Source organism: Arthrobacter dokdonellae (assembly GCF_003268655.1).
In the GTDB taxonomy this organism is placed as follows: Bacteria; Actinomycetota; Actinomycetes; order Actinomycetales; family Micrococcaceae; genus Specibacter; species Specibacter dokdonellae.
Map to the genome: position 1 here is coordinate 928,154 of NZ_CP029642.1, position 25,857 is coordinate 954,010.

At 68.1% G+C, this 25,857-nt stretch carries 28 protein-coding genes and 1 pseudogene; 21 read left to right on the forward strand and 8 right to left on the reverse strand.

Translation table 11 applies throughout. The features are described from left to right. Positions 1-336 precede the first annotated feature (336 nt). Positions 337-927, reverse strand: coding sequence for a TetR/AcrR family transcriptional regulator (locus DMB86_RS04230; protein WP_113716689.1), 591 nt, complete (start codon positions 925-927; stop codon positions 337-339). Positions 928-1,065: 138 nt separating this feature from the next. Here DMB86_RS04230 and DMB86_RS04235 point away from each other — a divergent pair, with 138 nt between their 5' ends. From DMB86_RS04235 to DMB86_RS04245, 3 genes are all read left to right on the forward strand, one after another. Beyond that, the gene (locus tag DMB86_RS04235) at positions 1,066-3,033 is read left to right on the forward strand and encodes a primary-amine oxidase (protein WP_113716690.1); all 1,968 of its coding nucleotides are present in this window, start codon (positions 1,066-1,068) and stop codon (positions 3,031-3,033) included. Beyond that, positions 3,011-3,520 carry a hypothetical protein gene (locus DMB86_RS04240; RefSeq protein WP_113716691.1) on the forward strand — a complete coding sequence of 170 codons (510 nt, stop codon included), beginning with the start codon at positions 3,011-3,013 and terminating at the stop codon, positions 3,518-3,520. The genes DMB86_RS04235 and DMB86_RS04240 overlap by 23 nt, the downstream gene beginning before the upstream one ends. A gap of 151 nt (positions 3,521-3,671) precedes the next feature. After that, positions 3,672-5,039 (forward strand): MFS transporter, encoded by a 1,368-nt coding sequence (locus DMB86_RS04245; RefSeq protein ID WP_113716692.1) that lies wholly within the window; start codon positions 3,672-3,674, stop codon positions 5,037-5,039. Between the two features lie 22 nt (positions 5,040-5,061). Here the strand turns inward: DMB86_RS04245 and DMB86_RS04250 are convergent, their stop codons facing one another. Together DMB86_RS04250 and DMB86_RS04255 are read right to left on the reverse strand one after the other, a co-directional pair. Next, positions 5,062-5,763: an SCO1664 family protein gene (locus tag DMB86_RS04250; protein WP_113716693.1), complete on the reverse strand. Its 702-nt coding sequence runs from the start codon at positions 5,761-5,763 to the stop codon at positions 5,062-5,064. A gap of 13 nt (positions 5,764-5,776) precedes the next feature. Next, positions 5,777-6,427: a histidine phosphatase family protein gene (locus DMB86_RS04255; RefSeq protein WP_113716694.1), complete on the reverse strand. Its 651-nt coding sequence runs from the start codon at positions 6,425-6,427 to the stop codon at positions 5,777-5,779. Between the two features lie 231 nt (positions 6,428-6,658). Between DMB86_RS04255 and DMB86_RS04260 the strand changes: the two genes are divergently transcribed. Together DMB86_RS04260 and DMB86_RS04265 are read left to right on the forward strand one after the other, a co-directional pair. Continuing rightward, positions 6,659-8,047, forward strand: a complete 1,389-nt coding sequence (locus DMB86_RS04260) for a sigma 54-interacting transcriptional regulator (RefSeq protein WP_113716695.1) — start codon at positions 6,659-6,661, stop codon at positions 8,045-8,047. 8 nt (positions 8,048-8,055) lie between these two features. Further along, complete coding sequence (locus DMB86_RS04265; protein ID WP_113716696.1) at positions 8,056-10,059, forward strand: vWA domain-containing protein; 2,004 nt, start codon at positions 8,056-8,058, stop codon at positions 10,057-10,059. Positions 10,060-10,143: 84 nt separating this feature from the next. On the opposite strand, the gene DMB86_RS04270 is transcribed toward DMB86_RS04265, so the two are convergent. Beyond that, a complete protein-coding gene (locus DMB86_RS04270; protein WP_129545457.1) occupies positions 10,144-10,491 on the reverse strand; it encodes a hypothetical protein in 348 nt (115 codons plus the stop codon). A gap of 183 nt (positions 10,492-10,674) precedes the next feature. On the opposite strand from DMB86_RS04270, the gene DMB86_RS04275 reads away from it, so the two are divergent. Together DMB86_RS04275 and DMB86_RS04280 are read left to right on the forward strand one after the other, a co-directional pair. After that, on the forward strand, positions 10,675-11,166 hold the full coding sequence (locus DMB86_RS04275) for a DUF2127 domain-containing protein (RefSeq protein ID WP_171814363.1): 492 nt from the start codon (positions 10,675-10,677) through the stop codon (positions 11,164-11,166). Continuing rightward, entirely contained in the window at positions 11,163-12,080 is a 918-nt protein-coding gene (locus DMB86_RS04280; RefSeq protein WP_113716699.1) for a ketopantoate reductase family protein, read from the forward strand. The genes DMB86_RS04275 and DMB86_RS04280 overlap by 4 nt, the downstream gene beginning before the upstream one ends. Positions 12,081-12,116: 36 nt before the next feature. On the opposite strand, the gene DMB86_RS04285 is transcribed toward DMB86_RS04280, so the two are convergent. Together DMB86_RS04285 and DMB86_RS04290 are read right to left on the reverse strand one after the other, a co-directional pair. Then, on the reverse strand, positions 12,117-13,409 hold the full coding sequence (locus DMB86_RS04285; protein WP_113716700.1) for a hypothetical protein: 1,293 nt from the start codon (positions 13,407-13,409) through the stop codon (positions 12,117-12,119). Positions 13,410-13,526: 117 nt separating this feature from the next. Continuing rightward, on the reverse strand, positions 13,527-14,453 hold the full coding sequence (locus DMB86_RS04290) for an NADP-dependent oxidoreductase (RefSeq protein ID WP_113716701.1): 927 nt from the start codon (positions 14,451-14,453) through the stop codon (positions 13,527-13,529). A gap of 172 nt (positions 14,454-14,625) precedes the next feature. Here DMB86_RS04290 and DMB86_RS04295 point away from each other — a divergent pair, with 172 nt between their 5' ends. The 6 genes from DMB86_RS04295 (at position 14,626) to DMB86_RS04320 (ending at position 19,421) form a co-directional block, all read left to right on the forward strand. Continuing rightward, the gene (locus tag DMB86_RS04295) at positions 14,626-15,369 is read left to right on the forward strand and encodes an alpha/beta hydrolase (RefSeq protein ID WP_113719332.1); all 744 of its coding nucleotides are present in this window, start codon (positions 14,626-14,628) and stop codon (positions 15,367-15,369) included. A 35-nt stretch (positions 15,370-15,404) separates the two neighbouring features. Next, positions 15,405-16,247, forward strand: a complete 843-nt coding sequence (gene kynA / locus DMB86_RS04300) for a tryptophan 2,3-dioxygenase (protein WP_113716702.1) — start codon at positions 15,405-15,407, stop codon at positions 16,245-16,247. A 97-nt stretch (positions 16,248-16,344) separates the two neighbouring features. Beyond that, on the forward strand, positions 16,345-16,917 hold the full coding sequence (locus DMB86_RS04305; protein WP_113716703.1) for a hypothetical protein: 573 nt from the start codon (positions 16,345-16,347) through the stop codon (positions 16,915-16,917). A 217-nt stretch (positions 16,918-17,134) separates the two neighbouring features. Beyond that, entirely contained in the window at positions 17,135-17,953 is an 819-nt protein-coding gene (locus DMB86_RS04310; protein ID WP_113716704.1) for a MerR family transcriptional regulator, read from the forward strand. A gap of 107 nt (positions 17,954-18,060) precedes the next feature. Beyond that, a complete protein-coding gene (locus DMB86_RS04315) occupies positions 18,061-18,672 on the forward strand; it encodes a hypothetical protein (RefSeq protein ID WP_129545459.1) in 612 nt (203 codons plus the stop codon). An 11-nt stretch (positions 18,673-18,683) separates the two neighbouring features. Continuing rightward, complete coding sequence (locus DMB86_RS04320) at positions 18,684-19,421, forward strand: queuosine precursor transporter (protein WP_113716706.1); 738 nt, start codon at positions 18,684-18,686, stop codon at positions 19,419-19,421. 150 nt (positions 19,422-19,571) lie between these two features. On the opposite strand, the gene DMB86_RS04325 is transcribed toward DMB86_RS04320, so the two are convergent. Further along, positions 19,572-20,939, reverse strand: coding sequence for an MFS transporter (locus tag DMB86_RS04325; RefSeq protein ID WP_227878592.1), 1,368 nt, complete (start codon positions 20,937-20,939; stop codon positions 19,572-19,574). 216 nt (positions 20,940-21,155) lie between these two features. Between DMB86_RS04325 and DMB86_RS04330 the strand changes: the two genes are divergently transcribed. The 8 genes and pseudogenes from DMB86_RS04330 to DMB86_RS21315 form a co-directional block, all read left to right on the forward strand. Further along, positions 21,156-21,662 carry a MarR family winged helix-turn-helix transcriptional regulator gene (locus tag DMB86_RS04330; RefSeq protein ID WP_227878593.1) on the forward strand — a complete coding sequence of 169 codons (507 nt, stop codon included), beginning with the start codon at positions 21,156-21,158 and terminating at the stop codon, positions 21,660-21,662. Further along, positions 21,646-22,440, forward strand: a complete 795-nt coding sequence (locus DMB86_RS04335; RefSeq protein ID WP_113716709.1) for an SDR family NAD(P)-dependent oxidoreductase — start codon at positions 21,646-21,648, stop codon at positions 22,438-22,440. The genes DMB86_RS04330 and DMB86_RS04335 overlap by 17 nt, the downstream gene beginning before the upstream one ends. A 216-nt stretch (positions 22,441-22,656) precedes the next feature. After that, on the forward strand, positions 22,657-22,917 hold the full coding sequence (locus DMB86_RS04340; protein ID WP_113716710.1) for a hypothetical protein: 261 nt from the start codon (positions 22,657-22,659) through the stop codon (positions 22,915-22,917). Between the two features lie 34 nt (positions 22,918-22,951). Next, on the forward strand, positions 22,952-23,167 hold the full coding sequence (locus tag DMB86_RS04345) for a hypothetical protein (RefSeq protein ID WP_113716711.1): 216 nt from the start codon (positions 22,952-22,954) through the stop codon (positions 23,165-23,167). Between the two features lie 362 nt (positions 23,168-23,529). After that, positions 23,530-23,781, forward strand: a complete 252-nt coding sequence (locus DMB86_RS04350) for a hypothetical protein (protein ID WP_129545460.1) — start codon at positions 23,530-23,532, stop codon at positions 23,779-23,781. 25 nt (positions 23,782-23,806) lie between these two features. Next, the gene (locus DMB86_RS20850) at positions 23,807-24,112 is read left to right on the forward strand and encodes an ATP-binding protein (protein ID WP_129545461.1); all 306 of its coding nucleotides are present in this window, start codon (positions 23,807-23,809) and stop codon (positions 24,110-24,112) included. After that, positions 24,109-24,234, forward strand: a complete 126-nt coding sequence (locus DMB86_RS21395; RefSeq protein ID WP_257792227.1) for a hypothetical protein — start codon at positions 24,109-24,111, stop codon at positions 24,232-24,234. Before DMB86_RS20850 ends, DMB86_RS21395 begins: the two co-directional genes overlap by 4 nt. 29 nt (positions 24,235-24,263) lie before the next feature. Further along, positions 24,264-24,341 (forward strand): annotated as a pseudogene (locus DMB86_RS21315) (DNA-binding response regulator); the annotation flags it as partial. A gap of 75 nt (positions 24,342-24,416) precedes the next feature. On the opposite strand, the gene tgt reads toward DMB86_RS21315, so the two are convergent. Then, a complete protein-coding gene (gene tgt, locus DMB86_RS04365) occupies positions 24,417-25,772 on the reverse strand; it encodes a tRNA guanosine(34) transglycosylase Tgt (protein ID WP_418202300.1) in 1,356 nt (451 codons plus the stop codon). Positions 25,773-25,857 lie beyond the last annotated feature (85 nt).

A 25,857-nucleotide genomic window follows, 5' to 3' on the forward strand; every position in this document is an offset into this window, starting at 1 on the left:
GCCGACCGGGAGGGCGTCGCAGCCGAGTGGCCGGGGCCCGGAGGTGTGTCGGACGACACTTTTCATCACCTTAGCGGCTGTTGTGGCTGCTGTCACTTATTTTCGACAATCGGCGAATATCCCGGCCGCCCCGTTGACGTTCGAGATCACGACCCCCCGCCCCGTTGACGTTCGAGATAATCCCCTCCTTGACGGTTTTGGGAGGTGGTTATCTCCAACCTCAGCGGGGGGAGAGGTGGTTATCTCCAACCTCAGCGGGGGGAGGGGTGGTTATCTCCAACCTCAGCGGGGGGAGGGGTGGTTATCTCCAACCTCAACGGAGGCGGGAAGCGGGGGCTAGGGGTGGAGGAGCAGGAGGTAGGCGTCCAGGGCTGCGTCCAGCTGGGCAGGCAGGTGTTCCCCGGGAGACATGGCGGCGACGATCTGGGCCCCGAGCAGCATGCTCATCAGCTGGTTGACGATGTCCTCGTCGCCCACGGCGGTGGTGACCTCCCCGCGGTCCCGCGCCTGGCGGAGGTGTCCTTGAAGTGCGGAGCGCCACTGGTTCATGGAGGTTTCGTGCAGTTCGGCCTTTTCGGGGTCGGTCAGGGCCTTCTGCCAGAAAGGAATGACGATCCGGGCCTCGTTGATGCGGTCCTCGTCCAGGGGCAGCACTTCCCGACAGAATCCCCGCAGCGCCTCCAGGCCCGCCTTGCCGGCGGAGGTGCCGGCGATGCGCTGGTTGGTCCGGTTGAACACATGCCCGAAGGCGAAGGTGATGAGGTCATCCTTCGTGGGGAAGTAGGGCTTCAGCGCGCCGTTGGCGAAGCCGGCCTCGAGGGCAATCTCACGCATCGTGGCGCCCTCGATCCCGTGCCGGGCGATGATGCGCCAGGTGGCGTCCACCAGCTCAAGGCGGCGCTGGTCGTGGTCCACAATCTTGGGCACTGAGGTTCTCCTGGCGGGCCGTGGCGGCAAATACAAGGGGCTGACCCCTTGTGATGCATCTTACGTGGAGGTATTCTCTACAATCATAGAATAAAAACGAGGGCTGCCGCGCGGCCGCCCGCCACGGAAAGAGAAGCCATGACAGCCGAAACCGCCGTCGAAACCTCCCCCCACCCCCTGGCCAGCGCCGCGGAAATCAAATCCGTGCGGGACATCCTGCAGCGTGAAGGGCTGCTGGGGGAGTCGGCTCGCATCGCCTACCTCGGCCTGCTTGATCCGCCACGCGGCGCCACCGAATTCGACCGCCGCTTCCGGGTGTTCCTGCACGACGTCTCCGGTGCCGCCCCGAGGGACGCGGTGGTCTCCGTGACAAGCGGAGCCGTGGAATCCGCCGTCGAACTTGACACGGCGACCTCGGGTGAGCTGCCCGTGCTGGAGGAGGAGTTCGAGGTCGTGGAGGAAATCCTGGCCAGCCATCCCGACTGGCTGAAGGCCCTCAAGGCCCGGAACCTCGACGTCGCCAAGGTGCGCGTGGCCCCGCTCTCCGCCGGCGTCTTCGAGTACCCGGAGGAGAAAGGCCGCCGCATCCTGCGCGGGCTGGCTTTCGTCCAGGACTTCCCCGAGGACAGCCCGTGGGCCCACCCGGTGGACGGCCTCGTGGCGTACGTCGACGTGACCCACAAGAGCGTCGACGCCGTGGTGGACTACGGAGTGGTCCCCGTTCCGGCCGAGCACGGCAACTACACCGACCCGGAACTGACCGGGCCCATGCGGGAAACGCAAAAACCCATCAACATCACCCAGCCCGAGGGGCCGAGCTTCACCGTCACGGGCGGCAACCACATCGAGTGGGAGAAGTGGAGCCTTGATGTGGGCTTTGACGCCCGCGAAGGCGTGGTCCTGCACAACCTGGCGTTCGACGACGGCGGCCGCCGCCGCTCCATCATCAAGCGCGCCTCGATCGCCGAAATGGTGGTGCCCTACGGCGACCCGTCCCCCGTGCGGTCCTGGCAGAACTACTTTGACACCGGGGAATACCTGGTGGGCCAGTACGCCAATTCCCTGGAGCTGGGCTGCGACTGCCTCGGCGAGATCACCTACCTGAGCCCGGTCATCAGCGACGCATTCGGCAACCCGCGCGAGATCGGCAACGGCATCTGCATGCACGAGGAGGACTGGTCCATCCTCTCCAAACACTCGGACCTGTGGACCGGGATCGACTACACGCGACGCAACCGCCGCCTGGTGGTCTCCTTCTTCACCACGATCGGCAACTACGACTACGGCTTCTACTGGTACCTCTACCTGGACGGCACCATCGAGTTTGAGGCCAAGGCCACCGGCGTGGTCTTTACCAGCGCCTACCCGGGCAAGGGCTACCCCTACGCCTCGGAACTGGCACCGGGCCTGGGCGCGCCGTACCACCAGCACTTGTTCGGCGCGCGCCTGGACGTGGCCCTGGACGGCTTCGCGAACCGCGTCGAGGAGGAGGACGTGGTGCGCGTGCCGATGGGCGAGGGCAACGAGCGCGGCAACGCCTTTACCCGCAAGCGGACCGTCCTGGCCAGGGAGTCCGACGCCGTCCGGGAGGCGGACATGCGCGCCGGCCGGACCTGGGTGGTCACCAATCCCGGCTCCCTGAACCGCCTCGGCGAGCCGGTGGGCTACAAGCTGCACCCCCAGGGCCAGCCCATGCTGCTGGCCGATCCGGCCTCCTCCGTGGCCCGACGTGCCGCCTTTGCCACGAAGGACCTCTGGGTCACCCGCTTCGCGGAAGACGAGCGCTACCCGACAGGCGACTTCGTCAACCAGCACGGCGGCGGGGCCGGCCTGCCAGCGTACATCGAGGCGGACCGCGAGCTGGACGGCCAGGACATCGTCCTCTGGCACACGTTCGGGCTGACCCACTTCCCGCGCGTGGAGGACTGGCCGATCATGCCCGTCGACTCCGTCGGGTTCAAGCTGCGCCCCGAGGGCTTCTTTGACCACAGCCCCGTGCTTGATGTGCCGGCCAGCAGCAAGGGCGGGCACGGGGCCGCGGGCCAGGCGGATCATCACGCCGGCGACCAGGGCGGGGCCGACGGTGGCGATCACTGCCAGTGCTGACACGGGGAACCGCGTCAGCCCCGTGAGGCGGGCCGGGTTCCCGGCCCGCCTGTGCGCCGCCGTCGCCCTGGGCTCCGTCGGCGCACACGTCTGGATGGCGTGGGAACACCGCGGCGTGCCGTGGGAGGCGGCGCTCATGTTCCTGATGGCCGCGGCCTGCCTGCCGTGCGCCGTGTCGGTGTGGCGCCGCGGCCACGAGCGGGCCGTTCAACTGCTCTTCGGGATGGCGCTGGCCATGGTGGGCGTGCACGCGGTCCTGCTCCTGGCGCCGGGCTCCATGGCAGGGCACGGCCACGGTGGCATGGGCGCCATGGCCTCCATGCCAGCCATGCCAGCCATAGCCTCCATGCCAGCCATGGCCGACGGCGGCCTGGCCGGTGCGATGTCCCAGCCGGCCTCGATGCTGTGCATCGTGGCCCTGGAGCTGGCCGTGGCCATGCTGGCCGCGTGGGTGATGCGGCGCTCGCGGACCTGCGTCGCGGATTGACCGCGGGTCCGGCACTGTCTGCGCATACCACGGCTTGTTGTGAGTTCGCCCACAATTCGTGGTACGCTGGCTCGATTGGTATTACCGTCCGAACGGTCGGTAACTTTCCACCTGAAGAATCCGCGATTACGCGCTGAACGATGGAGTTCGCATGGCCCCCTCCCCAACAGTGGCACCGTCCCTCCCCAAGGAGGCCCGCCGGGTCCTGGCCGGCACGCTGGTCGGCACCACGATCGAGTGGTACGACTTCTTTATCTTTGCCCAGCTCACGGCAACGCTGCTGACACCGTTGTTCCTCAAGCCGCTGAGCGAGAGCAACCCGGGGCTCGGCCAGATTCTGGCCTTCGCCATGATCGGCATCTCCTTCCTTTTCCGCCCATTGGGCGCGATCGTCGCCGGCCACCTCGGCGACAAGTTTGGCCGCAAGCGCATCCTGGTGCTCACGCTGATCCTCATGGGTGTGGCGACGGCCCTGATCGGCCTGCTGCCGACGTATGCGCAGATCGGCATGGGAGCACCGCTGCTGCTGGTGCTGCTGCGCGTCGTCCAGGGCTTCTCCGCCGGTGGTGAATGGGGCGGCGCAGCGCTGATGGCCGTCGAACACGCCCCGGCCGGCAAGCGCGGCTACTTCGGCGCCTACCCGCAGATCGGCGTGCCGCTGGGCATGATCCTGGCCACCGGCATGCTGTTTATCCTGCGGACCGTGACGACGCCGGAGCAGTTCACCGCCTGGGGATGGCGCATCCCGTTCCTGCTCTCGGTGGTGCTCGTGTTTGTCGGCTACCTGATCCGCCGCGCGGTGGAGGAATCCCCGGTCTTCAAGCAGCTGGCGCTGCGCAAGGCCTCCGAGCGCACCCCGCTAAAGCAGCTGTTCCAGACGAACACCAAGCAGGTCATCCAGTCAGCCCTGATCTTCGTCTCCAACAACGCCGCCGGCTACCTGGTCATCGCGTTCCTCATCGCCTACACGACCAAGGTGCTGCACATGCCCCTGGCCCCGGTGCTGCTGGCCACCACCATCGGCTCGGTCGGGTGGCTCATCTTCACCCTGGTCGGCGGCTGGCTCTCGGACAAGATCGGCCGGCGCGCCACGTTCGTGGCCGGCTATGCGCTGGTGTTCGTGTGGATGATCCCCATGTTCCTCCTGATCGACACAGGCAACGTGGTGATCTACGGCGCCGCCGTGTTCGTGCTGACCATCGGCCTGGGCCTCTCCTACGGCCCGCAGTCAGCAATGTACGCCGAGATGTTCCCGGCACACATCCGCTACTCGGGCATCTCCATTGGCTACGCGATCGGTGCCATCCTCGGCGGGGCGTTCGCCGCCACGGTGGCGGAAGTCCTGCTGCAAAAAACCGGCTGGTCCGGCTCCATCGCGCTCTACATCATGGCGCTCACGGTCGTCTCGGTCGCGGCCGTGCTCTGGGTGGGCGAGACGCGCGGGAACAACCTCCATGTGGAGGACCTCGACGACGAACTCGTGCGCCTGGCCGCCGAAGAGGCGGCCGGGGGCCGGTAGCAGCGCATCCGCCCGTGGCCGCTCACACCAGCGGCCACGGGTAGCGCATGCCGGTGGCATCTTCCGGCAGCACGCCGTCGCGCAGCAGGCGCCTCGCCCGCCGGGCCAGCGCGGCGGCCTCGCCGTCGTCGAGCAGGTCCGCCAGCTCCGGCGGCACGGCGTCGCCAAGCGGCGCGATGTCCGCCAGCACGGCGTCCGGGATGGGATCTCCCGCGAAATCCCAGATCACCGTGCGCAGCTTGCTGGCCGCGGCAAAGCACAGCCCGTTGTCGATGCCCCAGATATGCCCGTCCGGCCCGCGCAGCACGTGTCCGCTCTTGCGGTCGGTGTTGTTGGCGAGGCAGTCGAACACGGCAATCCGCGCCAGGGCCGCCCGGGTCTCGGGTGCGTGCGCGTACAGCGTGAAGTAGTGCTCACCGGCGTCGGCCTCGATGAACCACTGCAGCGATCCGATCCCCAGCGGCGCGTCCCCCCGGATCACCGTTGGCGGCACGATTTCCCACTGCAGCGCCTCGCTGAGCAGGTAGGCCGCCCGTTCGCGCCGGTACAGTCCCGGCGCGAAATCGGCCAGCGGCCGCTCCCCGGCTTCGGGCTTGTAGATCGCGTAGGCCGCATCGCCGCCGTCGGAAACCTCAACCAGGAATGTCGCGTTGCTGCTGTTCGCCACGCGCCCCACCAGTTCCACCCCGCCCCCGGCAAGCAGCGTCAGCTCCCGGGCTGACACGGGGGCCCCTCGGTCATGACGGCCTCCGCCCGCCCAGCGGCTCCAGGGTCGAATTGACCATGAGCACGGCCGGCCCTTGGTCCTCCACCAGCGAAACGGCGGAAACCGAGCCCGGACTGATGGTGATTCGCTGAAAGAGGTCAAGCGGCGTGCCCAGGTAATGGGCCACGGCCGCCTTGATCGGGTCGGCATGGGAGAAGCAGACGACGACGCCCCGCGGATGGGCCCCGCACAACCGTTCCAGCGTGTTCACCATCCGCGTCTGCATCTCCACGAAGCTCTCCCCGTCCGGGAAGCGGAAGGCCGACGGCGTCTGTTGGACCGACTGCCACTCCGGCAGTCGCGCCAGCTCGGAGAGCGGGGCGCCGGTCCACGCCCCGAAGTCGCACTCGGTCAGCCCGGCGTCCTCCGACACCTCGAGCCCCCAGCGGGCTGCACTGGGCGCCGCCGTTTCCCGGGCACGTTCCAATGGGGAGGAATGGACGGCGTCGGGCGTCAGGCCGGCAAGTCGGTCGGCGATCCGCTCGGCCTGGACGTGCCCGCGGCCGGAGAGGTGCAGCCCGGGCGCGCGGCCGGGCAGCACCTGGCCCGTGGTCGGCGTTTCACCATGGCGCACCAGCAGGAGCAGGGTTCCCGCCGGCGCCGAAGTTGTTGTTGCGCTCATCAGGACTAAGCGTAGCGGCAGGGGCCCCCGCCCGAGCTTGCGAGGGGTGGGGGAGTCGCGGAGCGGTAAAGGACCCAGGAGGTCGATTTGGATATTTGAGGTCGATAAATCAGCCTCAAATGTCCGAATCGACCTCCTGGCCGGTTCTTGACCGGGCGCCGGTCCCCTTTCCGCCGGACGAACCCCGCCGGGGTCTCGATTGACGGGCATGGGGTGGACTACCGTGGAGGTGTGAGTGATCGTCCAGACATCTCCACCGTTGGTGAACTGCGGGCCGCCGGGCATGTGCACAAGGACCTGCGCCACGAGCTCCGCGACAACCTGCTCGCGGCGCTGTCGGCAGGCCGCGATCCCTGGCCGGGCATCCACGGATTGGATGAGACGGTCCTTCCCCAACTTGAACGTGCCCTGCTCGCCGGCCACGACGTGGTGCTGCTCGGCGAGCGCGGACAGGGCAAGACGCGCCTGCTGCGCACACTGGCCGGGCTGCTGGACGAGTGGTCGCCGGTGATTGATGGCTCGGAATTGAACGAACACCCCTATGAACCCATTACGGAGCGGTCCTGGGCCCGCGTCCGCGGGGAAGGGGACAGCCTGCCCGTGGCCTGGCGCCACCGAACCGAACGATACGTGGAGAAGCTGGCCACCCCGGACACGTCGGTTGCCGACCTCATCGGCGACGTCGATCCCATGCGGGTCGCCGAGGGCCGCCGGCTCGGTGACCCGGAAACCATCCACTACGGCCTGGTCCCGCGCGCCAACCGCGGCATCGTCGCCATCAACGAACTGCCCGACCTCGCCGAGCGGATCCAGGTCTCACTGCTGAACGTGATGGAGGAACGCGACATCCAGATCCGCGGCTATGTGCTGCGCCTGCCGCTGGACGTCCTGGTGGTGGCCTCCGCCAACCCCGAGGACTACACCAACCGCGGCCGGATCATCACGCCCCTCAAGGACCGGTTTGGCGCGGAGATCCGCACCCACTACCCGTTGGAGCTCGACGACGAGGTGGCCGTCATCCGCCAGGAGGGGAAGCTGGTGGCCGACGTCCCGCCGGTCATCCTGGAAATCCTGGCCCGCTACACCCGCGCGCTGCGGCAGTCCCCGGCCATCAACCAAAGCTCCGGGGTCTCGGCGCGGTTCGGCATCGCGGGCGCCGAAACGGTCGCCGCGGCGGCGCTGCGGCGGGCCGCGGTGCGCGGGGAAGACACGGCCGTGGCAAGGATCGTCGACCTGGAAAGCGCGGTGGCCGTCCTGTCCGGGAAGCTGGAATTTGAATCCGGGGAGGAGGGGCGCGAGCGGGAAATCCTGGGCCACCTGCTGCGCACGGCCACCGCGGAGGCTGTGCGGCTGCACTACCGCGGCCTGGATTTCAGCCCGCTGGTGGCCGCGTTCGACGGCCAGGTCACCGTGACCACGGGCGATGCCGTCACCGCCCGCGAGTTTCTGGACAACCTCCCGGCACTGGACGGATCCGGCCTCTACGACGCGATCGGCAGCCACCTGCAGGCGGGCAACGACGGTCAGCGGGCGGCAGCGATTGAACTGGCGCTGGAAGGGCTCTTCCTGGCCCGGCGGATCTCCAAGGAGTCCGACGGCGGGGAGACGGTCTACGGGTAGGAGGCACCATGGGCGTCCACCAACACAGCTCCCGGTACGGACGGTATGCCGGGGGGCCCGATCCGCTGGCGCCGCCGGTGGACCTGGCCGAGGCCCTCGACGCGCTCGCCGAGGACGTCATGGCCGGTTACTCACCGCGCCGCGCGCTCAGGGAGTACCTGCGCCGCGGCGGCCGGAACAGGCCGGGCCTGGACGAGCTGGCTGGCCGCATCCAGCAGCGCCGCCATGAACTGCTGGGCCGGCACCGGCTGGACGGCACCCTCGAGGAGGTCCGCAAGCTCCTCGACGCTGCCGTGCTCGCCGAACGCAAGCAGCTGGCACGCGACGTCGACATGGATGACACCGACCGCGCCTTCCGGGAAATGCAGCTGGAAAACCTGCCGCCGTCGACCGCGGCCGCGGTCAACGAGCTAGCCTCCTACGACTGGCAGTCCAGCGAGGCCAGGGAGTCCTACGAACGGATCAAGGACCTGCTGGGCCGCGAGCTCCTGGACCAGCGCTTCGCCGGGATGAAACAGGCCCTGGAGGGGGCCACGGAGGACGACCGCGAGGCCGTGGAGGCCATGCTGCGCGACCTCAACGGGCTGCTCGAAAAGCACCGGCGCGGGGAGGACACCGCGCAGGACTTCCAGGATTTCATGGGCCGCCACGGAGACTTTTTTCCGGAGAACCCGCGATCGGTCGACGAGCTCGTGGACGCGCTGGCCCGGCGCGCGGCGGCGGCCCAGCGCCTCATGCAGTCCATGTCCGCGGAGCAGCGCGAGGAACTGACGCGGCTCTCCGCCCAGGCCTTCGGCTCGCAGGCGCTGATGGCGCAGCTCGACGCGCTCGACTCCAACCTCCAGGCCCTGCGGCCGGGCGAGAACTGGTCCGGCTCCGAACGCTTCGGCGGCCAGGAGGGCCTGGGCCTCGGCGACGGCACGGGTGTGCTCCAGGACCTTGCCGAACTGGACGGGCTGGCCGAACAGCTTTCCCAGTCCTACGCCGGATCAAGCCTTGACGACCTGGACCTGGCCGCGCTCGCCCGCCAGCTGGGGGCGGACGCGGCGGTCTCGGCCCGCACCCTCGCGGAGATCGAGCGGGCCATGCAGGACGGCGGCTACCTGCGGCGTGATGCGGGCGGGGACCTCCGGCTGTCTCCGCAGGCCATGCGCCGCCTGGGCAAGTCGCTGCTGCGCGACACCGCCAGGCAGCTCTCCGGCCGGACGGGATCCCGGGACACAAGGGCCGCCGGTGCCGCGGGGGAGCCGGCCGGATCCAGCCGCCCGTGGCAGTTCGGCGATGCCGAGCCGTGGGACGTCACCCGCACCATCACCAACGCCATCACCCGCACCGCGGCCGACGGCGGGAACCCGGCCAACGGCCTGCACCTGGAGGTCGGCGACATCGAGGTGGCGGAGACCGAGGCGCGCACCAGGGCCGCCGTCGTCCTGCTCGCGGACGTGTCCTTCTCCATGGCCGCCGAGGGGCGCTGGGTGCCCATGAAACGCACCGCGCTCGCCCTGCACCACCTCGTCTCCACCCGCTTCCGGGGGGACCGGCTGCAGCTAATCACGTTCGGCCTTCGCGCGCAGTCCATGGACATCGGGGAGCTGACCGCCCTGCCGGCGGACCGGGAACAGGGAACCAACCTGCACCACGGCCTGCTGCTGGCCGGGCGCTTCTTCCACCAGCACCGGTCCCTGCAGCCGGTCCTGTTGGTGGTGACCGACGGTGAACCCACCGCACATCTCCTGCCCGACGGCGAGCCCTGGTTTTCCTGGCCGCCGGACCCCGCGACCGTCGGCGCCACGGTCGCCGAACTCGACCGCCTGGGCCGGGCCGGCACGCAGGTGACGTTCTTCCGCCTGGGCGGGGACCCCGGCCTGGAGCGGTTCGTGGATGGCATGGCCCGCCGCATTGGCGGCCGCGTGGTGGCGCCCGACGTCGGCGACCTGGGCGCCGCCGTCCTCCGGGAGTACCTCCGCACGCATTCACAGGGGCCGTACGGTGAAGCCGGCTGGGCGCTATAGCCGCGGGGCGCGACGGGCACGACGGCGGCACCCGCCCAAGGTGGGTGCCGCCGTCGTGCCCGGGGTGTAGGCCTGCACGGGTTTTTAGGCCTGCGCGGGAGCCACGGCCGAGGGGAGGCGCGTGTCGAAGATGGCGGAGCCCAGATCCTGCTCCGCCTGGTGGGCTGTCAGGGCCATGGCGATGTAACCGACGGTGTAGGTGCGCCTGCGCCGCGAACACCAGCTGGGGATGAAGCGTCCCGTGGCCATGTAGCCGGCGGCGTTGTTGCCCACAAACACCAGGGCCGCCAGGATGACCAGGAGCCAGTGCTTGCGGAACAGTTCGACGACGGGCACCAGGAATGCCTCGCCGGGGATGTCTCGTCCCAACTGGGCACCGGTCAGCCTCGAGGGTTTTCCCGTGGCCGTGCGTCCGTTGGCGCCGCCGGCCACCAGACCACCATGGTGGCCATTTGGCCCGAACACCCCCGGCCCAGCCCCCGGGCGCAGGCCCTGCCCGACTTCACCGTGGCCGCGTTCAGCACGGCGTCACCGTTGCGGCCCGGCCTCATTCAGGCCAGCCGCCGCACGGGTGACGGTGCTACGCTCCAGACAGCATTTCCGTTGGGAGGCGGCATGGCCTTACTGAAATTCACGGACTGGTGGGACAGGTTCTTTGCCATCGGCATCATCCTCAAGGGCCTCGACGGGGCCCTGGAGCTGGTGGGCGGGCTGTTCCTGCTGTTCGTGGCGCCGGAGCAGATCAAGGATCTGGCCATCCTGATCACCCAGCCGGAACTGACTGACGATCCGAACGACTTCATCGCCAACCACATCCTGCAGGGCGCATCCGGCCTCAGCGACCATGTGGTGGTTTTCACCGCCGCCTACCTGCTGGCGCACGGCATCGTCAAGGTGGTCCTGGTGACGGCGCTGCTGCTGGACAAGCTCTGGGCCTACCCGTGGATGATCGGCGTCCTGGTCATCTTCATCCTCTACCAGTTCTACCAGCTCACGCTCACCCCGTCGCTGGGGCTGGTCGTGCTGACCGTGTTCGATATCCTGATTGTGGGCCTGACCTGGCACGAATACGTCAGGCACCGCAGACGCAGAAAAGAGCTGACATGAGGATTCTTGTGGTGGGGGCCGGCGCGACCGGCGGCTACTTTGGCGCACGCCTCGCGCAGGCGGGGCGCGACGTGACCTTCCTGGTCCGCGGCGGCCGGGCGGCGGTCCTGCGGGAGCGGGGGCTGCGGATTTCGGGGCTGGGCCAGGACCAGCGGATCGAGCCGCAGATCGTGACGGCAGGCCAACCGGGCGGGCCGTTCGACGTCGTGGTGGTCACCGTCAAGGCGGGCGGGCTCGCCGGCGCCATCGCCGACCTGGCCCCCGCCGTCGGTCCGGACACGGTGGTCATCCCCTTCCTCAACGGCATGGCGCACCTCGACGCGCTTGCCGCGGCCTTTGGGGAGGATCGGCTGCTGGGCAGCGTGGTCAAGGTGCTCACCACCTTGGACGACGGCGGTGGCATCCTCCAGCTGGGCCCCCTCGCCGAGTGGGACCTGGGCGAGCTGCGCGGCGGCCCCAGCGACAGGGTGCGGCGGATCCTCGCCGAGATCGACGTCCCCGGCTACACGGCCCGGGCGGTCCCCGACGCGCTCGCTTCGATGTGGCACAAGTGGGTGTTCATCGCGACGGCGGGCGTCGTGACGTGCCTGATGCGCGGGCCCGTGGGCGCCATCGTGGCCGTCCCGGGCGGCGCCGACTTTGTCTACGCGGCCCTGGCCGAGGCCGTCGCCGTCTCCACCGAGGCTGGCTTCCCCGTTCCGGACCCCGTCATCGCGGAGGCGCTGGGGTTCCTGACCCAGCCGGGCTCCACGTTCACCTCGTCGCTGTACCGCGACGTCACGGCGGGGCTGCCCAACGAGGCCGAACACATCCTGGGCGACTTTGCGCGCCGCGCGGCGGAGATGGGCCTGGAGGTGCCGCTCATCGACCTGGCCCTCATGCAGCTGCGCGTGCACGAGGCCGGGCGGATTTAGGCGGGGCAGGCGTCGGCCTGCGGGAAAGCAAGGTGGTCAGCCCTTGCGGTACAGTTCCGCGACGTCCACGCCTGCGCCCGGGCCCACGGCCTTGACAGGAAAGTCCTCCTCCAGCATGCCAACCAGATCCGGGCGGAATGCGGGTGGGACCGTAACGTGGTCGTCAATGGTGACGAGCCCTTCCGCGGCCCAGCTTGCGACGTTCTTGGCGAGGATGTGCAGGTCCGGATGGACGGCGTCAGGTGATTCCAGGGCATGGACGAGCGGCGCCGATTCGGGCGGGTTGTCGGTGGCGCATTCAGCCATGAAGGAGGCCATGTCCACGTGCCAGCCGTTGTAGCTGCCGGGCTCGGATCCGGTCAGGGTGGAGATGAAGATGAACTGGCCAAGCACGTCCAGAAACGCCGCAACCCTGGCTTCCTCACATTCCAAGCGCTCCTTGGTGTGCGGCGGGAGGACCGCCCGGCCGGCGTCGAACGTGATCAGTCCCAGGCCGCCCAGCAGGTGCCAGTACAGCTTGAGCCTGTTCAGGGCCTCCCACTCGAGGTCGGCGGGCGTGGCGGATGACCGGATGGCGTCACCAAGGATCCCGGCGCCGCTGTCGGTGAGGGCCGCGGCAGCTTCTGCCCTGTCCTTCTTTCGCAGGGCTCCCTTGGTGGTGACGTCCCGGCCGCCGCCAACCCACGCCAGGAGCGACTCAATGTTCTTCCACAGCGGTGATGCCGCGACCGTGCTTTTGACTTGTTCGGCGGTCAGCCTCGGAATGTAGACATCGGGAAAGTCATAGTCGTCGGGGTCAACGAAACCGCCGCCGCTGGCACTGTCGTCTTTACGGACGTCGTCATTGTCGGCGCCCGCACGTGGCGGCACGAAGGCGTCAAGGCCGGGGGTGGCGTCAAGGCCGGGCTGCTTGAACAATTCCTGCAGTTCCGCCAGTTCCCCGGCAGTCCCCGTCCACAGTGACGCCTGGACCAGGTAGCCCACATAATCCCTCACGCCGCTGCGCAGCGCAAAGCCGTCCTGCGGACCTGCTGCGGTCCCGGCCTCCAGGACCTCCCGCACCGCGGCGGGCGCCAGCGACGTCGCGTCGGGCCGGGGCTCAACCGTGCGGTACATGTCAAAGAAGTCGTCGAGGATCATCAAGCTGGTGTCGATGCCGGCGTCGCCACGGCCCTGGGATTCCAGCCAGAGCGCAAATCCCGGCGCCAGCGCCTCCATGACGCGGTCCAACCGCACGTCGCGCAGCGGCATGACATTCGCCCGCGCGGCCGTGTCAGCGGCAGCCTTTGCGGGATTGCCGAAGCGGGACTTGTTGGACTTCTTGGCCACAGGGTTCCTTGCGGTCGGCGGGGAAACGATCCCTCTAACCGTATCCGCAAGGCACCGGGGTCGCAGCCGTCACCGCCTGTGGCTCATTGTCACGCGGTCTTCTGAAAGGACTGCCGCCTAGCTGCTGAACTCCGACAGGACGATCTTGCCGCCGCCGTGTCCGGACATGCTGGCAGCGAACGCCGCGGCCGCCTCCTCCATCGGGTAGGTGGCGGAGACGTCAACGGTGAGTGTGCCGGCGTCGACCAGCGCGCTGAGCCGGTCCAGTTCGCGGGCGTCCGGGCGGACCCAGACATAGCGGCCCCCCTGTCCGGAGACGGAACCGTCGGCAATCGACGCGTGGCGGCCGCCGTCCTTGAGCACGGCCAACGTCGTTTCCAGCACGCCGCCGGCGAAGTCCGCCACGGCGTCCGCGCCGTCGGGGGCCAGGGCGCGGACACGGCCGGCCAGGCCGTCGCCGTACTCGACCGGCTCGGCGCCAAGTTCGCGCAGGCGGGCGTGGTTTTTGGCGGACGCCGTGGCAATCACGCGGGCTCCTGCATGGACGGCCAGCTGGACGGCCGTGCGGCCCACCCCGCCGGACCCGTTGTGGACGAGAATCGTCTCGCCCCCGGTGAGGCGGAGGGCATCCAACGTCCGCAGCGCCGTCAGTCCGGTCAGCGGAAGCCCTGCGGCTTCTTCCCAGCCCAGCGACACGGGCTTGCGGGAGACCGCTGAGGCGGGCAGGGCGACCAGCTCGGCAAACGTTCCTCCATGGACGGTGTCGCGGCGGCCGTAGGAGTAGACCTCGTCCCCCACCTCGAACTCCGGCGTGTCAAGGCCCACTGCCTCCACGACGCCGGCCACATCCCAGCCCGGCACCACCGGGAAGGTCACGTCCATGATTTGGTCCAGATGGCCGGCCATGATCTTCCAGTCCACGGGGTTGACGCCGGCGGCCCTGACCCGGACCAGCACGGATCCGGGGGAGACCTTCGGCACGGGCTGCTCGGTACGTTCAAGGACTTCAGCGCCGCCGTAGCGTGCATAGCTCATGGCCTTCATGGGGTTCTCCGCCTCTGCTGTTGGATTCCTGTCTCCTTGGGCCAACCGCGGGCCGGCCGGGATGATTCCCGTCCGGCCCTGCGCGGTGTTCATGCGCTACGGCGCGCATGACAGTGTCTGCGCACCGGCCGCCACGGCGGGTGCGCAGAACGGACCGGCTACGCTGTGGACCATGATCCCGCAGCGCTATTCCTACGGCCCGGACCCCTCCCAGTGGGCGGACCTCCACCTGCCGGACGAACCGGACCAGGCAGGCGTGGTGGTGGTGATCCATGGCGGCTACTGGCGCAGCACGTACGGCGCCGAGCTGGGCGCCCCGCTGGCGCGCGACCTCGCCGCGCACGGGGTGGCGGCCTGGAACCTGGAGTACCGGCGCATGGGCAACGGAGGGGGCTGGCCGGAGACGTTCCTGGACGTGGCGGCCGGCATCGACGCACTGGCCGCCGCGGGCCACGGCCTGGACCTTGCGCGCGTGGTGGTGCTCGGCCACTCCGCCGGCGGACATCTGGGCGTGTGGGCGGCCGGCCGCGGCGCGTTCCCAACCACGGCGGTGGGCGGGGGACCCGCGGTGGCCGTGTCCGGCGTCGTCAGCCAGTCCGGGCTGTTGAACCTGGCCGAGGCGCAGCGGCTGGGGCTGAGCAACCGCGCAGTGACGGCGCTGCTGGGCCGGGATGTGGCGCGCGCGGATCCCATGGCGGCCCTGCCCCTGGGCGTCCCCCTGTACGCTGTCCAGGCCGCGGACGACGACGACGTCCCCGCCTCCCAGAGCCGCAGTTACGTCGCGGCGGCGGTCGCGGCGGGCGGGACGGCGGAGTTCATTTCCGTCCCCGGCGACCACTACGCCCTGATCGACCCGGGCAGCCGCGCCTGGGCCGTATGCCGGGACCTGGTCCTCGGGCTGCTGGCGCGGGCGTAATGTGAGTTCAAACCGCTTTGTGAAGGGGAACGGCCATGCCACAGAACACCCGGAAAATTGAATCCGGCATTGAGACGGACTTCAGCGACAAGATGAGCTACGGAAGCTACCTGGCGCTGGACACCCTGCTCAGCGCCCAGCAGCCCGTCAGCCGGCACCATGACGAAATGCTGTTCATCATCCAGCATCAGACCTCCGAGCTCTGGCTCAAGCTCATGCTGCACGAGCTGCGGGCCGTGCGCGTCCAGCTCGCCGCGGACAACCTGCGCGCCGCCATGAAGGGCGTGGCCCGGATCAAGCACATCCAGCGCTCGCTGACGGAACAGTGGAGCATCCTGGCCACCCTGACACCCAGTGAATACGTGCAGTTCCGCGGCGACTTGGGTTCGGCGTCGGGGTTCCAGTCGTACCAGTACCGGGCCGTGGAATTCATGCTGGGCAACAAGAACGCCGGGATGCTCAAGGTGTTTGAGGCTAACCCGCCGGCCCGGGCCATGCTGGCGGAGATCCTGCGGCAAACCAGCATCTATGACGAATTCCTGGCGCTCCTCTCCCGCCGGGGCTTTGCCGTCCCAGCGGAGCTGCTGGCACGGGACCTGACCAAGGCGCACGTGTTCAACCAGGCCGTCGTGGAGGCTGTCCGGGTCGTGTATGAAAAGCCCGACGACCACTGGGACCTGTACGAGGCATGCGAGGAGCTGGTGGACCTGGAGGACAACTTCCAGCTCTGGCGCTTCCGCCATGTGGCCACGGTCAAGCGGATCATCGGCATGAAGTCCGGCACGGGCGGCTCCTCCGGAGTCGGCTTCCTGCAGCGGGCCCTGGACCTGACGTTTTTCCCGGAACTGTACGCCGTCCGGACCGAAATCGGGAACTGATTCGGCCCGGCGGTGTGCCTATGCTGGAGGGGCCGGACCCGCGGCCATTTCCCGCGACCGGCTCTTGGCTACCGAAATTCAAGGCAAGGATGCAACGATGACGAGCTGGCACGAATCACTGAGTACCTGGGGACCGGCCTGGGCGGCCATCCGCGACTTGGAGGACCCCGCTGCGGAACAGATTCTGGCCTGGCCGGTCGGTGCCGGCGCCATTGCCGAGGGAAGCGTCATGCACCTGGTGACCGAGGACACGGCGGCCGCCCGCGCGTTTGCCGCCGCGGCGCGGCTCACCGAAACGGGCGCCGCCGTCCTGCTGTCCGCGTCGACCGATGAGCTTGACCTTGTCCCGCACATGCCGCCGAACACAAACCTGGCAGAAGTGCCGCTGGAACACTACGACGCCGTTGAGGTTGCCTTGTTCGACCGCCCGGTGGCTGGCGGACGGGTCAAGGTGACCGACGGACTGGCTGTCCTGGGCGGTCTGCACGTGGATCCCGAGGGGGAGGGCATGCAGACCGAGCTGGAGACCGTCATGATCGCGTCTCTGGGCGAGGAGGCCTTCCTGCATGGCGCCGACGTCCTGTATTTTGTGGCCGGTTCCGGGCAGGCCGCACGCATGGCTCCCCGTGGCTGGACGCAGGTGGCGGAGATCCTCAGCTTCAAGAAATAGCTGTCCGGGGGCCACGGTTTCGAGGGGCCCCGACCGAGGAACGAGGTTGGGGAGGAAATGGGTGGGGCCACGGTTTCGAGGGGCCCCGGCCGAGGAACGAGGTTGGGGAGGAAATGGGTGGGGCCACGGTTTCGAGGGGCCCCGGCCGAGGAACGAGGTTGGGGAGGAATGGGGGATTGACCCTGACACGGTGGCAGGTACGAGTCTTGAAGGTGTCATGTTCCAAATAGGAGATTTCGCCAGGGCCGGCCGGGTGTCGGTGCGCATGCTGCGCCACTACGACAGCATTGCGCTGCTGCGCCCCGCCCGCGTGGATTCCACCGGATACCGGTACTATGAGGGCCCGCAACTGGCCCGGCTGAACCGGATCGTTGCGCTGAAGGACCTCGGGTTCACACTGGAAACAGTGTCCCGGATCCTTGATTCCAGCCCGAGCGCGGAGGAACTGCGCGGCATGCTGCGTTTGCGCCGCAGCGAGCTTGAAGAACGGCTCGCAGCGGATTCGGCCCGGCTGGCGTCCGTTGAGGCGAGGCTCCGTGTCATCGAAAGTGAGGGCGCCATGCCCGAGTACGAAGTCATCATCAAGTCCATCCCGGCTGTCCGGCTCGCCGAGTTGTCCGCGGAAGCGGAGAGCTTCGAGCCGTCCTCCATCAGCCCCGTCATCCAGCCGCTCTACGAAAGGCTGTACGGCGCGCTGGACGCTGCCGGGGTCGCGCCCACCGGCCCCGGCGTTGCGTACTACGAGTGGCTCGACGGCGGGCGCGTCCGTGTGCACGCCGGCGCCCAGATTTCGGCCTCCGTGGCCGGCGGCGCCTTTGACGTGGTGGACCTTCCGGCCGTGGAGCAGGCAGCAACGTTGATCCACCGCGGGGTCATGGACAACGTCATGCCGTCGGTGCAGGCCTTGGCCCGGTGGATCGACGCCAACGGCTGGGTTTCCACCGGCCTGAACCGGGAGCTGTACCTCGACTACGGCATGGGCCCGGATCAGCAGCAGTGGATCACCGAGCTGCAGGAGCCTGTCAGGCGGCCCTGAGCCGTTGCCGGCTGTGAAGCTGCGCAGAGTTCACCACTGAACCTTGCGCAGCTTCACAAGTGGCGCGGCGACGTGGTTTTCAACTACTTTGGCCCTACATCCGGGCCGTGAGCGTGGTGAGCGAGAAATGGCAGGACGCGCCACGGCCAGACGGCCATGAGAAGCAGTTGGGCGAGTGCGACGACGGCTGGCTGGTGCGCACGACGCCGCTGGCCGATGGTCTCCGGGTGCACCGTGAACGCGCCGCCGGCCTCACCGCGGAAAGTGGTCCGGGACCCCAGAATGCCGCCGGCAAGCCGCTCCAACGGTACATTTCCGCGCTGACCGAGGAGGAGGGGCAGGCGCTGCTTCACGAGTGCGGTGTAACGGCCCCGCAGTCGTCCGCGGGGAGCCTGCGCGGGCTGCCCGGCAGCGCGTGGGGCGCCGACGAGCCGGACCAGCAGACACCGACCACCATCCGGCTCGAACAGGCCTACCTGCGCAAGAACCTGCTGCGCGGGCGGCTGAAGGCACCGTGCGCCATCTGCGGCGATGACCTCACCGTCGTGGACGCCAGGGGAAAGATCCGCGCCGGGCAGGCCGCCGGCACCGTCGGAGGTGCAGCCCGGCACGGCATGGCAGAATTGGTGGTGGCCCGGGTGCAGACGGGCCCAGTGATAATACAGCCGGCCGCCACCTCATGCGGGGGCGGCTGGGCGAACCACTTACAACCGATTTGAGACTGCCTGCCATGCCTTCGCTGCAAAACAATGCCGCCACGCCCGAAACCAACGCCACTCCCGGGGCTGCGGCCAGCCCCCAAGTTGGCGCCCGCTTTGCCGACGTCGGGAGCCGGTACTACGGCATCATGCTGGCGAGCATGGCCGTGATCGTCATCCTCTCCAACATTGGCGCCTCCAAAGGTGTCCTTTTTGGGCCGATCGTGACCGACGGCGGCTTCTTCCTCTTCCCGTTCGCCTACATCCTGGGAGACGTGATCAGTGAAATTTACGGTTTTAAGATGGCGCGCAAGGCCATCTTCACCACGTTCGCGCTGTCCATTTTTGCGTCGCTGAGCTACTGGGTGATCATTGCGCTGCCCGGATTCACCGACGACTACGGCGTGGCCAAGCAGCACGCCCTGGTGGAGGCCCTGGGCCCGGTCCCGCAGATCGTGCTGGCCAGCCTGCTCGCGTTCCTGGCCGGACAGACCATCAACTCGCTCATCATGGTCCGGCTCAAGGCCCGCCAGGGGGAACGGAAACTGTGGATGCGCCTCATGGGCTCCAGCGGCGTGGGTGAATTCATCGACACCCTCATCTTCTGCACGATTGCCGCGCCGGTCATCGGCATTGTCGGCTTTGGCATGTTCGCCAACTACGTGCTGGTGGGCTTCCTGTACAAGGTGGGCGTGCAGTACCTGCTGGTCCCCGTGACCACCCTGGTGATCGGCTGGTTCAAGCGGCACGAACCGAGCTACGCCATCTGACGCGTAGCCCGGCCCGAGTTCGCCGCCGGCGCGGCAAGCGCTGCATTCCTCGCCCGCAGCGCCAGCCCCGTGGGCACGAACCTCGCCAGCAGCGCAGGTCGTCCCGCGTCACCTGCGTCTATCGCTCATTCCTGCCCGTGGCGGTTCTGCTCACATGCCAGCCGGGCGCCGGGGAATGAACGCGACCACGGCGACGGCTGTGAGTGCGGCGACCGCGCCGATGACGAAGGTCATGACGAAACCGTCCTGCGAGGGGATTTTCGTGGAACCGACCGTGACGGTCATGGCCGTCAAGACCAGGGCCATGACCGCGGCCGATACAGTGGTGCCCACCGAGCGCATCAGTGTGTTGAGGCCGTTGGCGGAGGCAGTTTCGTGGACGGGCACCGATGCCATGATCAGGGCCGGCATCGAAGCATAGGCAAGGCCGATGCCGCCGCTGATGATCATGCCGGCCACCATGACCTGCCAGATCTGCGTGTTGGCGAGAAGGGCGAACCCGTAACCGACAGCGATGACTGCTGCCCCTGCCATGAGCGTGAACTTGGGCCCCCTGCGGGCAGAAATCCCCGCGGAAATCGGCGACAGCAAGAGCATCACCAGCCCGCCCGGGGCCAGGACCAGTCCTGCCTGGACCATGTCGAGGCCGAAGCCGTACCCGGTACTTTTGGGAGTCATCAGCAGCTGCGGCAAGGTCAGCGACATCCCGTACATGGCGAACCCGACGACGACGGAGGCCAGGTTGGTAAACAGGACCTGGCGTCGAGCCGACACGCGCAGGTCGACCAGGGGTGCAGCGGTACGCAACTCGTAGATGCCCCAGAGTAGGAGCACCATGAGGGAGATACCGAGCGAGCCCCATGTCAGGGGTGACGCCCAGCCCCACGTCGCACCCTTGCTTACGCCGACGAGCAAGGCCACCAGGCCCAGGCCCAGACCTGCCGCGCCCAGGTAATCGAATCGCACCGAGGGGCCCAACCGCACCGGCGATTCGCGCACCACCCCCAGGACCAGGCCCAGGGCGAGTACGCCCATTCCGGCGGCGGCCCAGAACAGGACGTGCCAATTGCCCGCCTGGGCGATGGCAGCGGACACTGGCAGACCGATGGCACCGCCGACGCCGAGGGTCGCGCTGACAACGGCCATCCCGAATGCGACCCGCTTCGGCGGCAGTTCGTCGCGGAGGATGCTGATGCCCAGCGGAATGGCTCCGGTGGCGATGCCCTGCAGTGCCCGTCCGGCGACCACTAAGCGGAATTCTTCTGTGACAGCGCACAACACCGACCCGACAATGAGTGCCGTCATGGATAGGATGAGCATGCGGCGCTTGCCGAACATGTCACCTAACCGGCCGCTGATCGGGGTCACCACGGCGCCGGCTAGCAGCGTGGCCGTCACGACCCAGGACGCGTTGGACGCCGTCGTGTGCAGAAGCCTTGGAAGTTGCGGAATCAGGGGGATGACCAGCGTCTGCATCAAGGCGACGACGACCCCGGCGAAGCTCAGCGCGAAGATCACCAAGCCGGGTCTTCCGCCCGGTCGACGACCGCTCGGTTCCGCAGCCTCCCCATTCACCCGAGGTGCGGATTGTGCTATCGCGTTCATCTATCTCCCACTAACCGTCGAATACCCATAGTATGTGCATCATACATACATTGTGTATGATGCACATATTGGACATCCGCGGCTTTTTCTGGCCATTCAGCGCATTATCCGCGACGACAAGGAATCGATGTGAACGACGTGCGCATCCTCGAACGTGAATTGGCCCTGCTGTCCCGGCAGTACCTGAAGTCCCGGGATCGGAACCTGCGGCTGGAACGGTCCGCCTACCTGATCCTGAGCCGTCTGGAGGCGGAGGGCCCGCTGACGATCAAGGGGATGGCCCGGGCTTTCGGACTGGACCTGTCGACCGTCAATCGGCAGATCGCGGCCCTGCAGCGCGCCGGGCACGCCGAACCATGCCTGGATCCAGCGGGCGGCACGGCGCGCCGATTCCGTCCATCCGCGGAGGGCCTGCGTCAGCTTAATGCCGACCGGTTCCACTATGAAGCCGGTGTCAAACGGACCATCGGCTCGTGGGAGCGCGCCGACGTGGAACAGTTCGCCGAGCTGTTGATGCGCTTCAATGTTGCGATCGAGGACCTCGAGGGCCGGCATTGGCCCCGCCCCGATCTGGATGATCCAACCGACCCAACCACCATGACCAAGGACAAGGATTCCCATGCGCCTAGAACATAAGACCGCAGTCATCACCGGAGGAGCGAGCGGAATCGGCCTGGCCGCAGCACACCGCTTTGCTGCCGAGGGCGCCGCCGTCGTCATCGGCGACGTCAATGCCGACCGCGCTGTGGCTGCGGCCGCGGAGATCACCGAAGCCGGAGGCACAGCCGTCGGGACGGCCGTCAACGTCATGGACGAAGAGTCCATCGCTTCCCTGATCGGGCGGGCGGTGGATGAATTCGGCTCCCTGCACGTCCTGTGCAACCACGTGGGTGGGAGCAACCCCCGCAAGGACCTGGACCTGCTGCGCATGGACCTGGATGAATTCGACAAGACGATGGCGCTGAACGTGCGCAGCACCGTGCTGGGCGCGCGCCTGGCACTGCCGCATATGATCGCTGCCGGCGGCGGCTCGATCATCAACACGGCATCGGTCGCCGGGCTCTCCGGCGACTACCTGCAAAGCGCCTACGGCACCGCGAAGGCCGCCGTCATCCGCCTGACCCAATACATCGCCACCCAATACGGACCCCGGAACGTGCGCTGCAATGCGGTAGCCCCCGGCGCGATCTCGTCCCCGGCACTGCTCGACAATCTCTCATCTGCGGAGATCGACGCAATAGTGGCGCACAACGCCCTGCCGTTCCTGGGCGAGCCGGACGACATCGCCAACACCATGCTCTTCCTGGCCTCGGACGAGTCGCGCTACCTGACCGGACAGCTGCTCACCGTCGACGGCGGCATGTCCAGCCACAGCTCCATCGCCGAAGACCGGCGGGGTTTCCTGCCCGCTTGACCGGACGAGGACGGCGGCTGGCCCCGGGCTTGGGTCCCGCCGCCGTGCCGTGGTGCTCTGATGGATCGGTACGCCGACTTGACCGGCCTGTGAGACTGTGGAGGGATGATGTGACGAACGAGCAGAAGGTTGCGATCGAGACCGCGGGGGCCGTGGGATCGGCTGCCCCGCATCGACGGCGTTACGAGTGGGACAGATGTCTCAGAACAGGGCAGGATGAACGGCGCGGCGGCGGCCAGCAGCGGCGGAGGCTCGGTCCGGCCGCGGAAGGGCCGGTATTCGGCCAATCTCGGCCTGGTCGTGGTCGTGGTCGTGGTCATGGGCGGGGCGATGCTTATCGCGGCCGGGCTGCAGTTGGGTGGGGGCACGATCATCGCGGGGTTCACCGCGATCTTCTTCACGATCGGCATCGGCGGGGGCGCCCTGCGGGCGGATCCAAACCTGAAGGCTGCGCTCTCCCCTGAATCCTGCCGATGAACACGCCGGAATATCCCGGGCAGACTGTAACACCGTGGCCACACAGTTCGAAACACTGGCCATGATCGCCCTCCTGGACCTCGGCCAGCGAAGCCTCACAACGGCGGAAGTCGCACGGGCTGCGGATTGCCTGGCCGGCCCCCCGGAACCACATTCCGCAGACAACGACCTCACGCAGACACAATTCGAACAGCTCGCCGCCCGGGCCGCAACCAGCAGCGAACGCCTGCCCAAACCACCACGCATGTGAACGGCATACCCACGCATCCCCGCCACGGACACCCGGGCCGCCACATAGCGTGCGGGACCATCTCATTAACGGTGTATGCGGCGGACTGCGCCTCAGTGAGAAAAACTCCAGCCATAAGCACTGATCGTAGCCGCTACCCCGAAACGGAAATCCTGCTAGCGCTAATGACGGCACGGATCCCACTCAACCCCCGATGAGGGCCCGCTGGTAATCACCGTTCCGGCCGCCGTGGCCATGACGGCCCCGCTGGCCTGGCGCCGCAAGCTCCCGCTGCTGCCCGCCCTGGCTGCCGCCGTGGCTAACCTTCTCCAGGATGGCTGGCGCACACGCCAGGGTCGTTGTGGTCGCTGGTGGTGTTCGCCGTGGGGATGCACTCGGTGGCCGCCTGGTCCTCCGAAGGCGCCGCGGCCTTTGGCGGAACGGTGCTACTGGCCGCCCGGCTGGCCGGTGAATGGCTGGGGCACGGGCCCGACTATCTGTTCATCGTCCTGGTGTTTGGTGGGATCTGGCTGCTGGGCCGGGCCGCCCGGGTGTGGCGTGGCCGCCTGAAATACCAACAGCTGCGATGTTGCCCGCCTGGCCGTCGCCGAGGAGCGGCTTCGGATAGCCCGTGAACTTCACGACGTGCTTGGCCACAGCATGAGCGTGATCGCCGTGCAGGCAGACGCTGCCGGCGCCGCGCTGGACGGCCGGCATGATCCCGACCAGCGTGTCCGTGCAGCCTGCCGGCGGCGGGGTGGAGGCGGAGATCCGCAACGCGCCGGGCAACGCGCCCGCCGGCGGTCCCGGCAGGGGCTAGGCCTTCTGGGACTGCGCGAACGGATGCAGCTGGCGGGCGGAACGCTCGATGCCGGGCCCATGGACGACGGCGGCTGGCGGGTTTGCGCGCGCATCCCCGGCCCGGGCTCCCGGTCCAGCGGCGCCGCGGGAGGGGAGGGCACATGACGACCGTCTTGCACGTGGACGACCAGCAGCTGATCCGGGACGGGTTCAAGCTGATGCTCAACCTGGAACCGGACCTGGAGGTGGTGGGTGAGCAGGCGACGGAAAGCCGGCACTGTCGCTGACAGCGCAACTGCATCCCGACGTCGTCCTTATGGACATCAGGATGCCGTTCATGGACGGGCTGGAGGCCGTCCGGCGGCTTGCCGCGGCGCACACCGCGTCCGCCGTCGTGGTCCTGACCACCTTTGACTTGGATGAATATGTCTTTCAGGCCCTGCGCGACCGGGCCAGGAGCTCCTGCGGCCTACCGGTTCGCGTAGTAGCGCCGCAGCGTCTCGGCCTTGAAATCGAAGAACGTGCCGTCCTCGATGGCGAGCCGGGCGTCGTCGACCATTTTCACCACAAAGCGTTCGTTGTGGATCGACACCAGGGTGGCGGACACCATCTCCTTGGCCTTGAACAGGTGGTGGATGTAGGCGCGGCTGTAGTTGGCGCATGCGTAGCAGTCGCAGCCGTCCACGAGGGGCGCAAAGTCTCGCTTGAAGCGGGCGCCGGACAGGTTGAACCGGCCGTCCGGGGTGTAAAACGCCGAGGTACGGGCCACGCGCGTGGGGGAGACGCAGTCAAAGGTGTCCGCCCCGTTCTCGATGGCCGTGAAAATGTCGTCGGGTTCGGAGATGCCCAGCAGGTGGCGCGGCTTGTCCTCGGGCAGTTCCTCCGCGCACCAGCGCACGATGGTGCCGAGGTTTTCCTTCTCCAGCGCCCCGCCGATCCCATAACCGTCAAAGTCCATGGAGCCCAAATCGCGGGAGGCCTTCCGGCGCAGGTCCTCGTACTGGGCGCCCTGGATCACGCCAAACAACGCCTGGTACGGCTTGCCCGCCCGGTCCTCCGTGAGCCGGAAATGCTCGGCGATGCAGCGTTGCGCCCACAGGCGGGTGCGCTCCAGCGACATTTCCTGGTAGCCGCGCGAGTTCAGCAGCGTGGTCAGCTCGTCGAAGGCGAACATGATGTCCGCGCCGATCTGGTGCTGGACCTGCATCGACACCTCCGGGGTGAAGCGGTGCATGTCCCCGTTCAGGTGCGACTTGAACCAGACGCCGTCGTCGTCGATGTGCGCCAGCCGCTCCTTGCCCACGGCCACGGAATCGTCCGCGCCGGCATGCGGGGAGGCGGCCGCGGCGTCCATGTTGATGACCTTTTTGAAGCCCGAGCCCAGGGACATGACCTGGAATCCGCCGCTGTCCGTGAACGTGGGGCCGGACCAGTTCATGAACTTTCCCAGGCCGCCTGCCTCGTCCAGGATGTCCGCGCCGGGCTGCAGGTACAGGTGGTAGGCGTTGGAGAGCAGCGCCTGGGCGCCGAGCTCCGCCATGGACTCCGGCAGCACGGATTTCACGGTGGCCTTGGTGCCGACGGCGATGAACGCCGGGGTCTTGATGGCGCCGTGCGGGGTGGTGATGACGCCGGTGCGGCCCTGGAATTCTCCCCCATTAAGTTCGACGGCGGCGCCCGACGGCGCACAGCGCTCACGCAGCCGGGCACCCAGCTGGAAACCAAACTCGCCCTGGGACGCCGGCCGGCCGGGAATGCCGTGGGGCGCGGTTGGCGCGGTGGTGAGCAGGTCGGTGCTGGCTACGGGGGAAGGCATGGTCTCCATTTTGCCAGTGTTTGCCGCCCACGCCCTCCGCCGGTGGAAAAGCCGTGGTGCGAGTGGTGGGAGGGCGTTGGGCCCACGCGCCCGA

Coding starts and splice junctions, on each gene's coding strand:
- DMB86_RS04235 (WP_113716690.1), top strand. CDS start 1,066: ATGACAGCCGAAACCGCCGTCGAAACCTCCCCCCACCCCCTGGCCAGC.
- DMB86_RS04245 (WP_113716692.1), top strand. CDS start 3,672: ATGGCCCCCTCCCCAACAGTGGCACCGTCCCTCCCCAAGGAGGCCCGC.
- DMB86_RS04255 (WP_113716694.1), bottom strand. CDS start 6,427: ATGAGCGCAACAACAACTTCGGCGCCGGCGGGAACCCTGCTCCTGCTG.
- DMB86_RS04265 (WP_113716696.1), top strand. CDS start 8,056: ATGGGCGTCCACCAACACAGCTCCCGGTACGGACGGTATGCCGGGGGG.
- DMB86_RS04275 (WP_171814363.1), top strand. CDS start 10,675: ATGGCCTTACTGAAATTCACGGACTGGTGGGACAGGTTCTTTGCCATC.
- DMB86_RS04280 (WP_113716699.1), top strand. CDS start 11,163: ATGAGGATTCTTGTGGTGGGGGCCGGCGCGACCGGCGGCTACTTTGGC.
- DMB86_RS04290 (WP_113716701.1), bottom strand. CDS start 14,453: ATGAAGGCCATGAGCTATGCACGCTACGGCGGCGCTGAAGTCCTTGAA.
- DMB86_RS04295 (WP_113719332.1), top strand. CDS start 14,626: ATGATCCCGCAGCGCTATTCCTACGGCCCGGACCCCTCCCAGTGGGCG.
- kynA (WP_113716702.1), top strand. CDS start 15,405: ATGCCACAGAACACCCGGAAAATTGAATCCGGCATTGAGACGGACTTC.
- DMB86_RS04305 (WP_113716703.1), top strand. CDS start 16,345: ATGACGAGCTGGCACGAATCACTGAGTACCTGGGGACCGGCCTGGGCG.
- DMB86_RS04310 (WP_113716704.1), top strand. CDS start 17,135: ATGTTCCAAATAGGAGATTTCGCCAGGGCCGGCCGGGTGTCGGTGCGC.
- DMB86_RS04320 (WP_113716706.1), top strand. CDS start 18,684: ATGCCTTCGCTGCAAAACAATGCCGCCACGCCCGAAACCAACGCCACT.
- DMB86_RS04335 (WP_113716709.1), top strand. CDS start 21,646: ATGCGCCTAGAACATAAGACCGCAGTCATCACCGGAGGAGCGAGCGGA.
- DMB86_RS04340 (WP_113716710.1), top strand. CDS start 22,657: ATGAACGGCGCGGCGGCGGCCAGCAGCGGCGGAGGCTCGGTCCGGCCG.
- DMB86_RS20850 (WP_129545461.1), top strand. CDS start 23,807: ATGAGCGTGATCGCCGTGCAGGCAGACGCTGCCGGCGCCGCGCTGGAC.
- DMB86_RS21395 (WP_257792227.1), top strand. CDS start 24,109: ATGACGACCGTCTTGCACGTGGACGACCAGCAGCTGATCCGGGACGGG.
- tgt (WP_418202300.1), bottom strand. CDS start 25,772: ATGGAGACCATGCCTTCCCCCGTAGCCAGCACCGACCTGCTCACCACC.